This window comes from Mycoplasmopsis pulmonis, assembly GCF_900660575.1.
GTDB lineage: Bacteria > Bacillota_I > Bacilli_A > Mycoplasmatales > Metamycoplasmataceae > Mycoplasmopsis_B > Mycoplasmopsis_B pulmonis.
This window is the reverse complement of the sequence record NZ_LR215008.1, coordinates 299,513-316,303: the sequence shown is the minus strand read 5'-3', so window position 1 is coordinate 316,303 and position 16,791 is coordinate 299,513. Positions and strand designations below refer to the sequence as shown.

15 protein-coding genes are annotated in these 16,791 nt (G+C 27.6%); 10 read left to right on the top strand and 5 right to left on the bottom strand.

Going from position 1 to position 16,791, the window contains the following annotated elements:
- Genes EXC36_RS01320 through EXC36_RS01310 form a run of 3 tightly spaced genes read right to left on the bottom strand, consistent with a single transcriptional unit; the run spans position 1 to position 4,827 of the window.
- The gene (locus EXC36_RS01320; RefSeq protein WP_010925088.1) at positions 1–1,155 is read right to left on the bottom strand and encodes an ABC transporter permease; all 1,155 of its coding nucleotides are present in this window, start codon (positions 1,153–1,155) and stop codon (positions 1–3) included.
- Positions 1,142–2,200, bottom strand: a complete 1,059-nt coding sequence (locus EXC36_RS01315; RefSeq protein ID WP_010925087.1) for an ABC transporter permease — start codon at positions 2,198–2,200, stop codon at positions 1,142–1,144. The genes EXC36_RS01320 and EXC36_RS01315 overlap by 14 nt, the downstream gene beginning before the upstream one ends.
- Positions 2,200–4,827 carry an OppA family ABC transporter substrate-binding lipoprotein gene (locus tag EXC36_RS01310; protein WP_129690109.1) on the bottom strand — a complete coding sequence of 876 codons (2,628 nt, stop codon included), beginning with the start codon at positions 4,825–4,827 and terminating at the stop codon, positions 2,200–2,202. The genes EXC36_RS01315 and EXC36_RS01310 overlap by 1 nt, the downstream gene beginning before the upstream one ends.
- Before the next feature lie 495 nt (positions 4,828–5,322).
- On the opposite strand from EXC36_RS01310, the gene EXC36_RS01305 reads away from it, so the two are divergent.
- Complete coding sequence (locus EXC36_RS01305; protein WP_129690107.1) at positions 5,323–6,831, top strand: NCS2 family permease; 1,509 nt, start codon at positions 5,323–5,325, stop codon at positions 6,829–6,831.
- Between the two features lie 17 nt (positions 6,832–6,848).
- Positions 6,849–7,262 carry a hypothetical protein gene (locus EXC36_RS01300; RefSeq protein WP_010925084.1) on the top strand — a complete coding sequence of 138 codons (414 nt, stop codon included), beginning with the start codon at positions 6,849–6,851 and terminating at the stop codon, positions 7,260–7,262.
- A gap of 324 nt (positions 7,263–7,586) precedes the next feature.
- On the opposite strand, the gene EXC36_RS01295 is transcribed toward EXC36_RS01300, so the two are convergent.
- A complete protein-coding gene (locus EXC36_RS01295; protein ID WP_129690105.1) occupies positions 7,587–10,655 on the bottom strand; it encodes a hypothetical protein in 3,069 nt (1,022 codons plus the stop codon).
- 417 nt (positions 10,656–11,072) lie between these two features.
- Here EXC36_RS01295 and EXC36_RS01290 point away from each other — a divergent pair, with 417 nt between their 5' ends.
- From EXC36_RS01290 to EXC36_RS01280, 3 genes are read left to right on the top strand one after another with little or no spacing between them, the layout of a single operon-like run.
- Positions 11,073–11,537 (top strand): deoxycytidylate deaminase, encoded by a 465-nt coding sequence (locus EXC36_RS01290; RefSeq protein WP_010925082.1) that lies wholly within the window; start codon positions 11,073–11,075, stop codon positions 11,535–11,537.
- Between the two features lie 10 nt (positions 11,538–11,547).
- Complete coding sequence (locus EXC36_RS01285; protein ID WP_010925081.1) at positions 11,548–12,735, top strand: phosphopentomutase; 1,188 nt, start codon at positions 11,548–11,550, stop codon at positions 12,733–12,735.
- 13 nt (positions 12,736–12,748) lie between these two features.
- A complete protein-coding gene (locus tag EXC36_RS01280) occupies positions 12,749–13,111 on the top strand; it encodes an IMPACT family protein (protein WP_129690103.1) in 363 nt (120 codons plus the stop codon).
- 73 nt (positions 13,112–13,184) lie between these two features.
- Here the strand turns inward: EXC36_RS01280 and EXC36_RS01275 are convergent, their stop codons facing one another.
- Entirely contained in the window at positions 13,185–13,472 is a 288-nt protein-coding gene (locus EXC36_RS01275) for a hypothetical protein (protein WP_129690101.1), read from the bottom strand.
- 204 nt (positions 13,473–13,676) lie between these two features.
- Here EXC36_RS01275 and EXC36_RS01270 point away from each other — a divergent pair, with 204 nt between their 5' ends.
- The 5 genes from EXC36_RS01270 to atpF all read left to right on the top strand — a co-directional run bounded on the left by EXC36_RS01270 (position 13,677) and on the right by atpF (position 16,791).
- Positions 13,677–14,537, top strand: a complete 861-nt coding sequence (locus EXC36_RS01270; protein WP_010925078.1) for a hypothetical protein — start codon at positions 13,677–13,679, stop codon at positions 14,535–14,537.
- A 137-nt stretch (positions 14,538–14,674) separates the two neighbouring features.
- Positions 14,675–15,124 carry a hypothetical protein gene (locus EXC36_RS01265; protein WP_041364014.1) on the top strand — a complete coding sequence of 150 codons (450 nt, stop codon included), beginning with the start codon at positions 14,675–14,677 and terminating at the stop codon, positions 15,122–15,124.
- Complete coding sequence (locus tag EXC36_RS01260; RefSeq protein ID WP_129690099.1) at positions 15,108–15,920, top strand: F0F1 ATP synthase subunit A; 813 nt, start codon at positions 15,108–15,110, stop codon at positions 15,918–15,920. The genes EXC36_RS01265 and EXC36_RS01260 overlap by 17 nt, the downstream gene beginning before the upstream one ends.
- Positions 15,921–15,970: 50 nt before the next feature.
- Positions 15,971–16,249, top strand: coding sequence for an ATP synthase F0 subunit C (gene atpE / locus EXC36_RS01255; RefSeq protein WP_129690097.1), 279 nt, complete (start codon positions 15,971–15,973; stop codon positions 16,247–16,249).
- Entirely contained in the window at positions 16,249–16,791 is a 543-nt protein-coding gene (atpF, locus tag EXC36_RS01250) for a F0F1 ATP synthase subunit B (protein ID WP_010925074.1), read from the top strand. Before atpE ends, atpF begins: the two co-directional genes overlap by 1 nt.

Sequence of the window (16,791 nt, the reverse complement as noted above, 5' to 3'; positions counted from 1 at the left end):
TTATGAAACCTTCTTTGTTTTTGGATCTAAAGCATCATGCAATCCTGTAAAAGTTATTTTTAGAGTAATAACAATAATGGCCAAAATTGAAGATGGCAAAATGATTGCTCAAATATTTTCATCAATTAATCTAGTTGAGTTATTTAAAATTAATCCTAAATTAGGTGTTAATGAAGGGTTATCAAAGATAAGTTGTAAAAAGGCAAGTGAACTAAGGGCAAAAATTCCACCAATAATTCTATTTAAATAAACATTGGTTAATTTACCAATTATTTGAGGAAGAGCTTCTAGATAAATAATTCTTAATTTTGAAGCACCAACAACTTTTGAAGCATAAAGAAATTCTTCATCTTTAATAATTGAAGTATAACTTCTAGCTACATAAGTAGGGTTTGTTCAACCTAAAACAATAAGGATTATTCCAATACTTAAATAGTCAGTTCCTAAAATTTGAACAAGAATTATGAAGATCAAAAATCATGGAATTGAGTTAATAATTTCAATAACTCTCATTAAGATGTTATCAACTTTTTTACCAATGTGAAATCCCATGTAAGTTCCTACAATTATTCCAATAAATGTTTGAATTGTTCCAACTATAAAACCTAATAAAAGGGCATTTCTTGTTCCTTCTCAAGAAGTAAGTCAAAGATCTCTTCCGAAACTGTCAGTACCTATTATTGAACTAAATTGTTGTTTTGTAGGAGAAAGAAGTGAAAGAGCCAAGTATGGATAATAAGAAATTCTAACTTGATTTCCAAGTCTTTGACTTTCTAAAATAATTTTAGTTCCAGGATTATTTGCCTCAAGGTTTTTTAGAATATCTAAAAAATCCGAAGAAATAAGAACTCTATGAGGTTTGTTTCCTATTGATGAGGGCAATTTTTGAACCAAAGAAACATCAGCTGTTGAAATAGGTTTTGTTGAAGAATAAGGTGAAAAAATAGGAACAAAAATTGACATTAAAAATACTACTAAAAATACAATTAAGGCAAAAACTGCAAATTTATTTTGAAAAAATCTTAGTACAATATCTTTTCAAAAAGTTTTTGGTTTTCCAACAAGAGCTGCATTTAAATTATTTTGTGATGCAAAGTTCAATAAGGCTAAATCAGCTTCAGAGAGTTTATGTTGAGTGTTTTTATTTTCTTCCATTAGCTCTCCTTTGCAATTGAACTAAAATGTTTTTTCTGGTTATAAAACTTTGAATTCTTTTTTTCAAATTTCATCTAGAAGAAGAATAAATTTTAATTCTTGGATCTAAAATTACAAAAATTATATCAACTAAAATTTGAGTAAGCATAGACAGACCAGTAAAGAATACAACATTAAACATTATTACATTAATTTCACCTTTTTTTGTAGCATCAAGAATATTTTGAGCATTTCCTGGTATGTTGAAAAGTGATTCAAGAACAATTGAACCAGACAAAATGAAAAGATATGAAGGAATAATAGCAGCCGCAAGAGGTAAAGAAGCATTTCTTAAAACATGTTTTCTAAAAATTTGAAATGTTGTTAGACCTTTTGACTTTGCAATTAAAACTTGATTAGAAGTTAAAACTTGAACAATTTGGTTTCTACTAATAATTACATATCCTGAAATATTGGTAATGGTAAAAACAAAAATTGGTGCTATTGATGATCTTATTGTCTCTGCAAAAGTTATACCTGTTTCAGCATCTACTTCTCTAAAACTTCATGGTAAGTTGAAGACTTTAGCAAAGAATATTATGATAAAGGGAGCTAAAACAAATGAGGGTACAGCTGAAAAAAATGTTGAAAAAGCATTAATTGATGTATCAATTGCACTTGCTCTTTTGTAAGCAGCTAGTGTACCAAGGCTTACTCCTATAATAACACTAAATATAAAAGCAGGTAAACTTATAAAAATTGATCATTTTAATCGCGAAAAAACATCTTTGGGAAGTTCAATTTTTGAAACATAACTAATTCCAAAGTCCCCTTTTAAAAGATTAAAAAATCAAGTAAAAAATCTTACTATAACAGGTTTATCAAAACCATGAAGTTTAAGTTGTGAATTTAGTCTTTGAAGCTCATCTGATCCTCTAGGAGGTTCTTGTATTCCTTGACTAAAAGGAATATTTCCAAATGAAGCTTGAAAAACATAAACAACAAAGAGAATTATGAAGAAGGTAAATATGAATAAGCCAAGTCTTTTAGAGAGATAGCTAATCATTATTTTTTAACAATTCTTCAATCGTAATATGACAAGTTGTTTAATGAGTGTTGTGGAACTTGGTAGTGTTTATTTACTAGTACAGGTAAAAATTGTTTTGGAGTGTGTTTTAAATCGTTGTTTGGACTTCATCCAAATAAAACGTTAAATTCTTTTGTCAGAGCAATTAAATCTTCATTAGTTGTCTTGTCTTGATATTCTTTTGCAAATTTAGCATACTCTCCAATTACATCAAAGTCATCACTTTTATTTTTTTTCAAGTATTTAATAATGTCAATTGAAAGATCTTTTGCTGTTGCACTTTGAATTTCTTCAAAACTTCTAGCCCCTTCAGGGAAAAGTTTTTTATTATTTTTAATTTCTTTAGCTAATTTATAAACTTGTGGAAAAATTTTTGCCAATTCATGATTTTCATCTAAGGCTCCAAAAGCTCAAAGTAAAGTTAAAAATTGAAATCTGGAATTAGGATATAAAACCATTCCCAAAAATCCACCATAACCGTCATAGTCATATCCTCAACCGGATCAACTAGTTGGAGCTCTAAATTCTCTAAGGTCTTGGCTAGTGTCATTTTCGTTGTAAGGAATTACTTTAAAGTTTAATCTAGGATCAAGCCTATTGATGTTTTCTACTATTTTTGCAGTTGTTAAAATTCTCTCTTCAATAGCAAGAGGAACCTCATAAAAGTTTGCACTTATTTTTCCATTTTCATCTTGAGGATTAAATTCTGTGTTTGCTTGATAGAACTTATCTAAAAGTTGTTTTATTTGTTTTTGAAGTTGTTCTCAAGTAGAAGAACGGCTTGAAATAATATCATTGTCAGGGTTAGCTATAAAGTGTTTTCTATCTTCTTCAATAGTTTTTTCACCAAATTTTATGATTTTGTTTTGTTCATTATAACCTAAAGCAAAAAGTGAATTCATATCTTTTGCATCTGCAAGAGTTTTAAATTGAGAGCTTGCATGATTGCTTCCGTTAATTAAAGCATCAGGACGAGCTGTTGGAATTCAAACTGACTCAGTAGTTATATTTAATTGACCATATTTGTGAATATTAAAAGCATTTGAAATTAATGTTCTAAAAATTAGTGAATCTCCTGTTCAAAAATGTTTATTAACAACAGGTGATGTTTCAGCTGATAATTCAGTAGTTTTTGCACCGTAGACTAACTTAGAATAAGCATCACTAAATTGGTAAGCTCTTTTGTTTGAAGGTTGATTTCCAGGGTTTGCAACAAAGTTATTATTTCCCGCAATTCTAATGCTACTGTTATCTAATGGTTTTCGATAATTTAAGTTAAATTTTTGAGGATTATCAATAATTTGAAGTTTTTGTGCACTATCTAAAGTATTTCAATTTATAGTAACCCTATTACCTTCTTTGTACTCTTCAAATTCTTCTCTTGCATAAGCTTGTACATTTTGAGTTGTTGTAAAGAATGTAAGCCTTCTTAGAGCATTTTCATTTTTAACCCAGTCTTGATCTAAAAAGTGTTTATTTTGAACAAAAATTCTTCTATCAGCATTAGCGCTTGATAAATAGTAAGGTCCTGCAGAAAGAAAATCACTTGGTTTTTCACCATATCAATAGTAACCAACTTCAGAAACTAATCCTGTTGTTTGAGCTATATCTTTTGTAGCTTTGTTATCTTTAATGTAATCAGTAGGAGCTGCTGTAAATATGTTAGTGTCTAAGAAAACTTTTCTGAAAAAGTCATACATTCCTTTTTGACCCTCTGCACTCATAAAAGTTAGAGCTTGCTCTGGGTTTTCCTCTGATGTTTTTTGTAAAAATTTTTCTTTATGTTTTAGAGCTTTATAGTCAATGTTAAAAATATTTAAAAGATATTCATCTGAATATTCTCCATTGGCATCAAAGGGATTAGATCCTGGATTAGGACTTAGACCTTTATATTTATTTCTTGCCATTTCATCAAGTTCTTTAGAACCTCCAGCTTCATGACGAGCTTTGTTATCTCTTAAGAAAGTTCTAGCATATTTTGTTCAAAAATCCTCTGCTTTAACTTCATATTGAGTTTTTTCTCCTCTACTATTAACTCAGAAATTACCTTTTTTAATAGTTACTTGCATTTTCTTTGTTTTTTTAAGATCTTCTAAAAATTTTGGATTATTTATAGATTTTGGATCTGAAGACTCACCCATGTCAACTGACGGATTTGAAGGGTGAGCTACTCATTTATCTACTTTGTCATTGTCATAGACAACAACTTTTTCTTGACCATTTTCATCAGCTAGAGTTAAATAAACTTTTTCTGCATGAACTAGTTTATGTCAGTTTTTAGATTTTTCACTTATAACTCCTTCACTTGTGGCTTTAGTTTGTCCTGAAGCTGCAAGTTGAAAAAGTAATGATCCATATAAAAGTGTATTTTGATCAAGAGAATAAGCTTGAGAGGTAATATCTTCTTCAAAAGGTCTATGAACTTTTTCGTTAACTCTAACAAAAAAAGTAGCTGCATTTGCTTGGAATGAATCTTGGTTTGTTGTTTTTTGATTTTGTCCACCTGTATTTGATGGGCCATTAGAACAAGAAACAGCTATAGTCATAATTCCCAATGGTAAAAGTGTAGGTATTAAAAATTTTAAAAGCCTGCGTCTGTTTAACATCAAATCTCCTTTAGTTTTTTTAAAATTTTATAAATTAGTATTAGTTTAATTAATAGTTTAACTAGTTGTTTGGTTATCATAAAAAATAAATCTTGATAAATGTCTTCTTAAATTTTTTAAGATTGCAAATATCAAGATTTCTTATGTTAAATTTTAACTTATTAAAATTAAAGTTAAAAGTTACAATCTTAAAACTGATTCAATCTTAAAATTAAAATAGTTCATAGCAAAGATATTTGCTTTGAAAATGGCATTCTTATTTTTCTTCGAACAAAGGTTAAATTCAAATCGCATTTTTCACTTTCTAATTTTATAGATTGCTTTTTTTAAGACAACCAACAAAAACATTTTACAACAAAATTTCAAAAAGTTGTTAAAAATTTCTTAGCTTTTTATCAAAGCCAAATTTAAAATTTCACTATTGCTCTTATATAATAAAAATGGGTTTTTAAACCCATTATTTTTTATTTACATTTTAGAAATGAGGAGATTTTAATGATTTATAAATACATTGATAATTTCTTTAAAATTTCAGAGAGAAATACTCTGATAAAAAAAGAAATTATCGGTGGTATTACCACTTTTTTAGCAATGATTTATATCCTCTCAGTCAACCCTTCAATTCTATCTCTAGCAGATGGACAAGGTGGCAAGAGAGGATTTTTAGCAGCTATTTTTTTAGGAACTGCGATTTCTTCATTTTTAGCAACTTTTTTAATGGGTGTTTTTGCCAACGTCCCGCTTGTTCTTGCGCCTGGAATGGGTATTAATGCCTTTTTCACTTTTAATGTAGCAAATGCACTAGGAATAGGATATGGCGGGGCTCTTCTTGCCGTTTTTATTTCCGGAAATTTATATTTTTTGATTGCAGTTACAAATTTAAGAAAATATTTGGTAAATTCAGTTTCAAAAAATTTAAAAATTAGTATCTCAGTTTTGATTGGGCTTTTAATTGGTTATATAGGTCTACAAAACATGGGAGTTATTGTCTCAAATCCAGCTACTCTTACTGGACTTGGAGATTTTAAAAATCCAATGGTTATTATTGGAATTTTAGTTTTTCTAATTATGATTGTTCTTTATCTTTTGAAAATTCAAGGAGCTGTCATAATTTCGATGATCGCTGGTGTAATAATGCTAGCCATTACTTATGGAATTAGCAAAAATTGAACTTTGGATGACTCTTCTCCATTAAAAGGAACAATTGAAGGGCTTAGAGAAACTTTTCAACTAAGAACTTTTAGTGACTTTACTAAATTTTCAGAGGCTTCAAAAGAGATGTGAACAAGTGCTTCAAAGGCTTTTTCAAATCCACTTTTTTATTGATCAATTTTTACATTTTTATATGTAGATTTCTTTGATACAACAGGAACTTTAATGGTTTTTGATTCAATGATTTCTAAAGAGCACTACTACAATGAAGAATTTAGAACAAAATGAATCAAAAGAGCTAACATCATTGATGGAACTTCAACTATTTTTGGCTCACTTTTATTAAACTCTTCAGTTACAACTTATGTTGAATCAGCTGTAGCCATTAAAAGTGGGGCCAAAACTGGTATTTCTTCTTTGACAACATCATTTTTATTTTTAATTTCAATAGCTCTTTGACCAATTTTAGGTCCACTTCTACCAATAAAAACTGGCCCTTTTAGTTCCATTCAACCTATAACAGGACCTGTGCTTATTTTTATTTCAATTTTGATTTTAAAAGAATTAAGACACTTTGAATGAAAGAAAACCTATGATGTAGTTGTTCTATTAATTACAGTTTTAATTGGAGTTTTAGGATTTTCGATTTCAGTTGGAATTTCTTTTGGATTTGCCTCTTATTTATTAACTTATGGTCTTGTAGATACAATTAAATATTTAATAAAAAGAAAAGAATACCAAGAAAAAAATATCAAATATCTTGATTTTATGAAAAATGGGCTCAATTTAACAGTTTTGGCCATAGCCATTATTTCAATTACTTACATAATTCTTAATATTTTTTATCATTAATGTTCTAAAATAAAAGAATGACTAAATGATTAAAAAACCAATGACAAAAAACTAATAAAACAACTTTTGCAATGGCACTTGTTGGACAATTTGTTTTTATCATTGGTTTTTCTTTGTTTTTAACTTTTTACCAAAAAAACCTTTGATACAATGCCATTAACACTAGCTCAGTAATTGTGCTTCTTTTTTGTTTAATTAATGTTTTGATTAGGTTTACTCTTTTTAAAAGCATTATTTTATGATGAAAAAATTTGCAAATTATTAATCAAAATCGTAGAACATTTAATAAAAAAGATCATAAAGAAAAAATTACTAGTGAGCAATATAACAGTGAACTAAAAAATAAACCTTGAATTACCCTTTTAAGTGTTTTGGCTATTTCTTTTATTATTACAATAGTAACTTTAATTATTTATTATTCTCTTAATTAATTTTTTATAAACTTTAAAAAATTAAAAAGCATCATTTTTTGGTCTATGATGCTTTTTTGGTTTTTTAAATTTTTAGTTTTTAGATTTTTGCTATTAAATTACGTTTAGCATAAATAAAACTAAAAGTGCAATAGCTCCAATTAGAACAAGTAAAGAAAATCCTAGTGCTCAATATAAAATTTTTGAAACTTTTTCAGGTTCTTTAGTTTTTTCTTCTACTTTAACCCAATTTTTTTGAATTGATTCTTCATCTTCATTTGCAATTACATGATCTGGAATGTAAAGAGATTCATCTAAAGGTTTTTGTTCAATGTTTTCTTTTGATTAAAGAACATACTTTTTGTTAGTTGTGTAATTTTCAATTGGATTAATTACATAAGTTTTAGTAATTCCATCTTTGTCATGTTCTTTAATTTTTTGACCATCTACAATACTTGAATAAACTGGTTTGACATCAGGGTTTTGAGGTCTATAAACTTGTTGAGTTGTTCTTTGAGAATTTTCTAAGTTTTCTTTATATTTTTGAAAATCATCTCTAAGCTCACTTGTTTCACGCTCTTGGGCTCTTAGTTTGTTTTCTAGTTCAACTTTTGCAAATTCAAGTTCTTTAGTTCTTTGTTCATATTCTTTAATTTCATCTGAAATTAGTTGACGAACTTTGTATTCTTGCTCTTTGATTGTTTCTTTTTTAGTTTCATAGTTTTGCTTTTCTTGTTCTAAAAGAGATTTAACTCTTTCTTCAGCTCTTCTTAGCTCTTCTTTTTTAGCTTCAAAAATTAACTTTTCATTTTCTTTGATTTCTCTAAGTCTTTTTTCTCTTGATAAAATCTCTTGCTTTTTCATCTCTTTTAATTGAGATTCTTTGTGTTTAATTACCTCTAGAGTTGAATCAATTGTAATTGTATCTAGCAAAGGAGAATTTTGTGAAACACTAGTAAGAGGAGCTTCATAAATAGTATTTAAACCTTGAAAAGAAGGCCTTGGACTTACTTGGCTATAAGGATTGGCTAAACTTTGGGTTGCTCTTGCAAAAGGGTTGGCCATGTTTTGAGTAGGAGCTACAAAAGGGTTGGCCATATTTTGAGTAGGACTTTGCATAGAAGGAGCTTGAGCATATGGATTGTAATTAAATTGCTCTGTTCTTGTAAAAGGATTTGGCATTGGTTGATTTACTAATCTAGGAGCTTGAGGCTGAGGTTGAACAAAAGGATTTACAAAATTTTGACTCTGAGCAAAATTTGGCATTGGAGCACTTGGATTTGGATGTTGGTTTGTTACATAAGGATTATGAATTTCTCCAGTTGCATATTGAGCTTCAACATATTGATTGTTCATTTGTTGATTTGGCTGTTGATTTGGAAAACTTGGATTTTGGCCATATCCGTTATTGTTAATATTATTGGGATTGTAGTTTTGATTTGCTTTAGACATTATCTCCTCTTCAGTATTGGCTTGATCATTTGGATCTTCATAATAAATTATATCTGGTTCATTGTATATGCTAAACATTGAATTGTCATTATTACTTTGATTATAAATTATATTACTAGGTTGTTTTTCTTCTGATAAATAATTATCAATCTGAATATTAGGATTTGGATTTGTTGGATAAAATTGTTTTTGTTGATATTGTTGTTGGAAAAACAAATTTCTTTCAAGTAATATTTGATTTTTTTGTTGCTCAAAGAGTGTTCTTTGTTCCTCTATTACAAGTTGCTGATTATAAATATATTGTTGAAGTTGCATCTCTCTTCGATAAAGCTCATGTTGCTGTTCAAGTAGAGCTGCTTGTCACTCATTAAATCTTCAATTCATCTCTTGATTAAAAGCATTAATTTGATCTTGGGTAAAAGCTTGAAATTCTTGATACATTGCTTGAGATTGATTTTGAAGAGATTGCTCATAAAGATTTTGATAGTAATTTAAAAGTGCATTTTCATATTCAATTTTTAAATTCTCTTCAAGTTGGTTATAAAGCTCTTCTTGTTCATATATTTGATTTTCTTGTTCTTCAATTAATCTCAATTTTTCTATTTCTTGATTTTTCAAAAACTCTTCTTGTTCTCTTTCGATTTCCTTGATTTGTTCTTGATATAAATGAAGTTGGCTTTTTAAAAGTTCTTGTTTTTCTTTTTGATTTTCTAATTCAGCGCTAGCTTCAAGTTGATCAAGCTCATTTTGAAAATTAATATAGTCTTTTTCAATTTCAAGATTTTTAAGTCTATTTTCTTCTTCAAGCTTTCTATTTTTTTCTTGAATTTCTTGAAGTTCTTTTTCTAGTTTAGTAAAATTGCTTTTATTTTCATTTTCTAAATCTTTAGCTTTTTCTTGAAGTTGGCTTTCAAAGCTTTTGAAAAAAGATTCAACATGTTGATCTTTTTTGTCCATAAAATCTTTGTTTTTAAACTCTAGCTCATTTTCAAGATTGTATTGATTTTTAAACTCACTTGTATCTGGATTTGTCTTTTCACTAGAGCTTGAGTTTCTTTTTTGATTTATAGTAAAACTATTGAATTGATTAAAATCATTTCCATGTCCAAAAATACTTGTTTGTGAAAAATCAACAACTGGACTTGGAGTGACCTCATTAGTTTGACTAAGATTTTGATTTGGAGCTGGGCTAATAGTTTGAGCACTAGTTTGACTAGTGTCAAAGTTAGGCATTTGATTAAAACTAGAGCTAGTAGCTTCAAAAGTATTTTGGCTAGTAACAGAGCTTTGGTTTAAATTGTTTTGCTCATTTAAACTAAGATCTTGGTTTTGTGAAGTAGTTTTTGATTCTGCAGATTGATTAATTTCTTTTGTAATTGAAGAGCTTTTCATATTTAATTCTTTATTAGTTTTTTCTTGAGATGATTTATTAACTTGAGTGGTTTTTTGATTTTGGGTTTGTGAGTTTTTATTATTGTAATAAAACAACGGAATGTCTACTAGACCACTATCATAACTAGTTTTTTGAGGTTGAAAATATTCTTTTTCAGGATCTGAGTTATTGATTTCAAGAATATATTCTTTGGTTCCAATTCATTTTTTACGTTTTTTATACTCAATTCTTTTTTTAGTTTTTGGATCAATAAAAAATTCATTATAAACTTCATTTGTTTCTTTTTCAACAATTTCATTTTTGTGTTTTTTCATTTGAAATTTGTCAATTACAATTTCATAGAGATTTTGTCCATCTTTGCCAGCAATGTTTTTAAGTGAACCTTCAAAAATTTTTAAGTCATTATGAAATCAAATGATTGCTTTAGTTTTAGTAGCGTAATTATCAATAAAATAGTCGATACAGTCTAGTCTTGATTTAAAATAACCAATGGGATTTGACTTTACTTCTTGTAATATTCAGTGATATGGGACATTAGTTTTTGAATATAAACAATAAAACCTTCTCATTGATTCTCCTAAATTACAAAATATACCAACAATAAAATTTGAAAATTTTAGTCATTTAAATTACAAATTTAATATTTATATAAATTTTAACTAAAAAAATCTATTTATTTTAATTTATTTTTATTAACAAATGCCAATAACTAGTACTAAAAAATCGCTTTTTTGTAAATTAACAGTAAATGTAGCTTTTTAAATAAAAAAAAGTGTTTCTAAAAAATAGAAACACCACAAAGTTAGCCATGGGAAAGAATAATTAAAATTCCGCAGACGTTTAAACTATTATACTCTTTAGTTTAAACCTACCAACTAATGGTAAGCTAATTGATAGAATAACATATTTTTTATAATTTTTATCAATTTTTTTATTTTTTTAAAGCTTATTTTCTTAAACAAATTAATTTTATATAAAATAAAAACATGGAAAAAGAAAAAATTATTGATTGAGATGAATATTTTATGCTTTTGGCTAAAGTTAGTTCACTAAGATCAAAAGACCCCAATACAAGAGTTGGAGCTTGTATTATTAATGACAAAAAAAGAGTTATAGCCCTTGGCTACAACGGAATGCCTTTAGGAAATGATTTTTTTCCTTGATCAAAAGATGCAGAAAATGAAAAAGATAAAAAATATGCCTATGTCATCCACGCTGAATTAAATGCTATTTTAAATACAACAACTCTTCTAGAAAATGCAGTTCTTTATACAACTCTTTTTCCTTGTTCAAATTGTGCAAAAACAATAACTCAAACTGGAATTAAAGAAATTGTCTATGAACAAGATTTTTATCATGATACAGAAGATGCTTGAATTAGTAGAAAAATCTTTAAAGAAAGCAGCATTAAAACAAGACAAATTAAACAAATAAATATTGAAATAAAATAAAGAGACTAAGATGGTTAAAAAATTTAAAAATGTTTTTATGATAGTAGCTGATTCTATGGGAATTGGAAAAGACCAAAAGCAAGAGAGCTTTGGAGATAATGGGGCAAACACGTTTTTACATGTTTGACAAAATTATGATCTTCAAATACCTAATCTAAAAAAATTAGGTATTGAAGCTCTTGTGAGTTTAAAAGATAAAAATGAAGATCTTAAACCACAGGCTTATGTTGGAAAAATCTTTGCAAAATCAAATGCAAAAGACACCCTAGCTGGTCATTGAGAAATGATGGGAATTCAAACAAAAGTGGCAAATCCCAATTTTATTGAAAAAGGCTTTCCTGATGAGCTAATTAAAGAACTAGAAAAAGCCTTTGATGGAAGAAAAATTATTGGCAATGAAAATGCAAGTGGAACTGAAATTTTAAAAAGATTGGCTCATAGAGAAATAGAAAATAATGAAATTATTGTCTATACTTCCCCTGATTCAACTTTACAAATTTGTGGCCATGAAGAGCACATGGGACTTGAAAATCTCTATCGCTATGCAAAAGCTGCAAGACAAATTTGTTCTTCAAAAAGCATTTGAAATGTAGCTAGAGTAATAGCTCGGCCCTATGTTGGACAAAACGGAAGTTATACAAGAACTTTTAATCGTCATGACTATGCAAATAAACCTTCTGAAACTCTTTTAAACTCACTTCAAAAAGCAAAAATTCAAACAATAGCAGTTGGTAAAATCAATGACATTTTTGTAGGACAAGCAATAGATAAAGTCTATCCTCCAGCTAGTGATGTTGAAAATATGGATGTGGCCATTGAAATTGCAAAAACTAAAAAAGAAAATCAATTTGTTTTTGTTAACTTAGTTGAATTTGACTCACACTATGGACATAGAAGAGATGTAATTGGATATGGAAAAAACATTGACTCTTTTGATAAAAAATTAGGAGAGCTTCTTGAAGTTTTAAGTGATGATGATCTATTAATAATTACAGCAGATCATGGAAATGATCCAACTTTTCCAGGATCAAGTCATACTAGAGAGGCTCTTCCATTAATTGTTTATTCAAAAGCATTTAAAAATCCTAGCTATTTAAAAACTCTTTTGGGACTAGGCACAAGTGGAAATATTGTTGCAAGAAACTTTGGTTTAAAAACTATTGAAACTGGTGAGGATATTTGAGATAAACTAAAATAAAGCTTAACTAGCCATGCAATTATATGAAATTAAAAAATCAAAGTTTTATAGCAAAGTCTTTGAAATTAACTCTAAAGCTCAAGTTAGTAAAATCATTGAAGATTTAAAAAAACAGCACAAAAAAGCCTCACATATTTGCAGCGCTTTTGTTTTTCGTGATGATCAAGGATTTTTAAATTCAGGCTATAGTGATGACAAAGAACCTAAAGGAAGTGCGGGCTTGCCTCTTTGAAATTTAATTTCAAAGCATAATCTCTCAAATGTTCTTATTGTCTCAATAAGATACTTTGGAGGAGTTAAATTAGGAAAAGGACTTTTAATGAGAGCTTATTTAAATTCAGGCAAAATAGCTCTAGAGGCTTATTTAAATAATTAACTTTAAAAAAAATAAGTGCCAGCTTTTTTAATGCAAGGCACTTATTTTTTAAGATAAATATCTACTATAAAAATTAGTAGTTCTTTTTTCTGCTAATTAAGTTTTTTAAAATATTAGGGAACTTTTGATTGGGGTCTATACTAGCTAATTCTTGTTTTTTTTGTAATTTTTCTTGATAGTTTTTTTCTAATCTTTCAATTTCAAATTCAAGTGATTCGCTTTGACTAAAGCTTTGATTTCTTTTGGTTCCTAATTCAATAGGAAGTGAATACCAAATTGCAATTAATGAAGCCGAAAGGGAAATCGAAGAGGCAATTGTTTTTCTAATGAATCATAGCGTTTTGTCTTTTGTTGTATTCATAAAATAAAGCTCCTAAAATATATTATAGAGTTAATTTCTAGTAATTTTTGTTTTATTAAAATTAAGATTTCTAAATAAATTGGTAATTATTTTTAAACACCAAAATCAAAAGTTCAAGCCATAAAATGATATCACATCTTAGAATCTTTGGCAACTAAAATAACTTTTAAATTTAATTAAAAATATATAATAATTGTATTAAATATGAAAAGTGTCCTAGATATTTATATTGATTTTGAAGCAATAAGATCAACTTTTAAATTTAGAAATAAGAGATTTAAGTCAAAAAGAGCTATCCCTTTTGCCTATACAATTGGTTATTTTGACAATCACAATGTTTTTAATCACAAAACTACAATAGTTGATTTTAGACAAAATAAAACCTATGAAAAAATTGCATCTGATTTAAAAGAAAAATTAAAAGATGATATTTTTTCAATTATGCAAAGCTTAGATTTTGAAAAAATTAACTTTCTAGCTTTTGCTCCTAATTTAGAAAAAACTTTACTTAGTGAATTTTTTGGTCCCAACATTAGCGTAAGTTCAATTTTTCATAGTGAAGAAGTTTCACTTTTAGCTCTAACTAAACATGAATTTAAAAAGAGCTACTTTAGTTTTTTAAAAACTTTAGTAGCCAAAGAATACTCTGAAATGGAAATTAAAAAATATGGCCTTGATCAAGATGGAGCTCTTGCTTCTTTTTGTGGTTTTTTACTTTTAATTAATAATTGAAAAATAACAAATTTATTAACTTTCGAAGAGCAACAAAAACTTTTAAATGAATTAGCAGAGTACTCCGAAGATGATGTTTTGAGATTACAATTTTTATCTTTGCACCCTGAAATTGTAAATAATAGATTCAACCAAATTGTTAAACTACGCTCATTTAAAAGATCAGTTACTCTTCATTCTCTAGAACTTTTTAATCTTGCTCAAAATTTAAAAAAATATAACTTTGATGACAACATGACTATTGGAGAGTTAAAAAAATCTATTGAAAGTGACATTAAAGAAAAAAAAGAAATTGAAAAAATTATCCAAGAACGTATTAATAAAGTTGTTTAAATAAAGCTTTTTCTCATAAATAAAAGTCAAAGATTTTAAAAGAAATAGGACTTTAAAATCTTTTTTTCTTTTTAAAAAAATAGGAGTAAAATAACAAACAGGCATGAGTGTGTGCCTTTAAATTTAATTGGAAAATTATGTCAAAAAGAGTAAAAATTCTATCAATAATTATTTGACTAAGCACCTCTATTTTTTTGATAATTTTTGCTTTTATACCAGAGATTAAATACTATTGATTTTTGGGTTGATTTATTGGTGGTTTTTTAAATGTTGTTGGTTTTTTTATCTCGGAGATAATAACTACTAAATGAACAATTAATGAAAAAAACTCCTTTGTAAAAACTAAACATCTAGTTCATTTTTACATCAAGACTTTTATTTTATGTATTGCTTTGATTTTAATAATTTTTATTAATAAAAAGTATTCTCAAAATCAAAGCACACTTGTTGGACAAATGAGCTCTCCAATAAATTTGTTTTGATACATAGCTTCAACATTAATTATTTTTAGTGCTATAATCCTAGATTTAATTATCAATGCCATAAAAAATAGGAGGAAAAAAGTTAGTAATGAAAATGTTTCTTAGTGCTCAAAGTGAGCCAAAAAACAAAAATCCAAGCTTTACAACAAGCCTATGATCTTGAGAACATCCACAGTTGTTTTCACTTTTTATTACAACTTTAATCATCATTATTATTTCTCTTGTAGTTTATTTTAAAGTTAGAAAACAAAACTATAAAGAAGTACCCAAAGGAGTTGTTTTAATTGCTGAAGAATATGTTGGAGCTTTTCAATCAACCTTTGATGATGCAAGTGAAAATAAATTAAAAAGATCAGGAGCTTATTTTTTCTCTTTAATTACTTTTTTATTAATAGGAAATTTAATCTCTTTAATTGGATTAGAGCCAATTGTAACTTCTTATTCAGTTCCACTAACTTTGGCCCTTATTTCATGAATTGGAATTACTGTTTTTAAATTTGCAAATAGAAAAGTAAAAATTATTTTTAACATCATTAATCCATTAGATTTAATAGGTCATTTTATACCGCTTCTTTCACTTTCTGTTCGTATTTTTGGAAACATCATAGGTGGAAGTACTGTTGTGTTTTTGTTTTACACTTTTTTAGGTTATCTTTGAGGCCAAATTAGTGGAAGTCAAAATCAACTTTTAGTATTGGCACCATTTTTTACACCTTTATTTCACTTGTATTTTGACCTTTTTGGCGCCATTATCCAAGCTTATGTCTTTACATTACTATCAATTGTTTATTGATCAAGCGAAATTGATGAAAAAGAACTAAGAAAAAAACAAAGTAAATTTAACTTTTCTAAAAAAATATTTTCTTTTTCACAATTAAAAAGGAAACAAAATAAAATTTAAGTTTAGAATTTAAAAAATTAAGATTATTTAAAATATTTAAGGAGAACAACATGGAAAATATAATTTCATTACTTGCTTTAAAAAATGACCCAGCTAGTGCAACAACTGGAGCTGGATTAGTTGCAGTAGGAGCTGGGCTAGCTTCTATTGGTAACTTTGGTACAGGACTAGGACAAGGACTTTCGGCTGGAAGAGCGGCTGAGGCTGTTGGAAGAAACCCTGAAGCTATTAAAAAAATTAGATCTTTAATGATTATTGGTATGGCAATTAGTGAATCAGCTTCACTATATTCATTTATTATTGCTATTTTATTAGTGTTTGTTTACTAATGAATTTTGGAGCTAACTTACTTACAAATTACAATGAGGAATTAACAGAAAAATTTTATAGATTATTTCCATCAATTCCTTTGATGCTAGCTACTTTAGCAGCACTTGTAATTTCAATTTTCTTTTTAACTTATTTTTTTTATAAACCTATTAGAAAAAATATTAAAAAAAGAAAACAATACATTCAAGATAACATTGATGCAGCTAACAAGCTAAAACAACAATCACTTGAAAATCTTGAAGAGTCGAATAAAAAATTAAATGAAGCCAGAGAACAAGCAAGCGAGATAATCAATAGCTCAAAAAGAGATGCTGAATTAATTGTTATAAATTACAAAATGAGCGCTCAAAAAAAATCTGAGGAAATTCTTAAAAAAGCCCAATTAGAAATCAAGAGAAAAGAAGAAGAGTTTCTTAGAACATCAAGAGAAGAAATAATTGATGCAGCTACTATCATTGCTAAGAAAATATTGATTAAAGAAATTGATAGCAACTACGAAAAAAAAATCATCGATGACATCAGTTTTGATTCAGAAAAATAA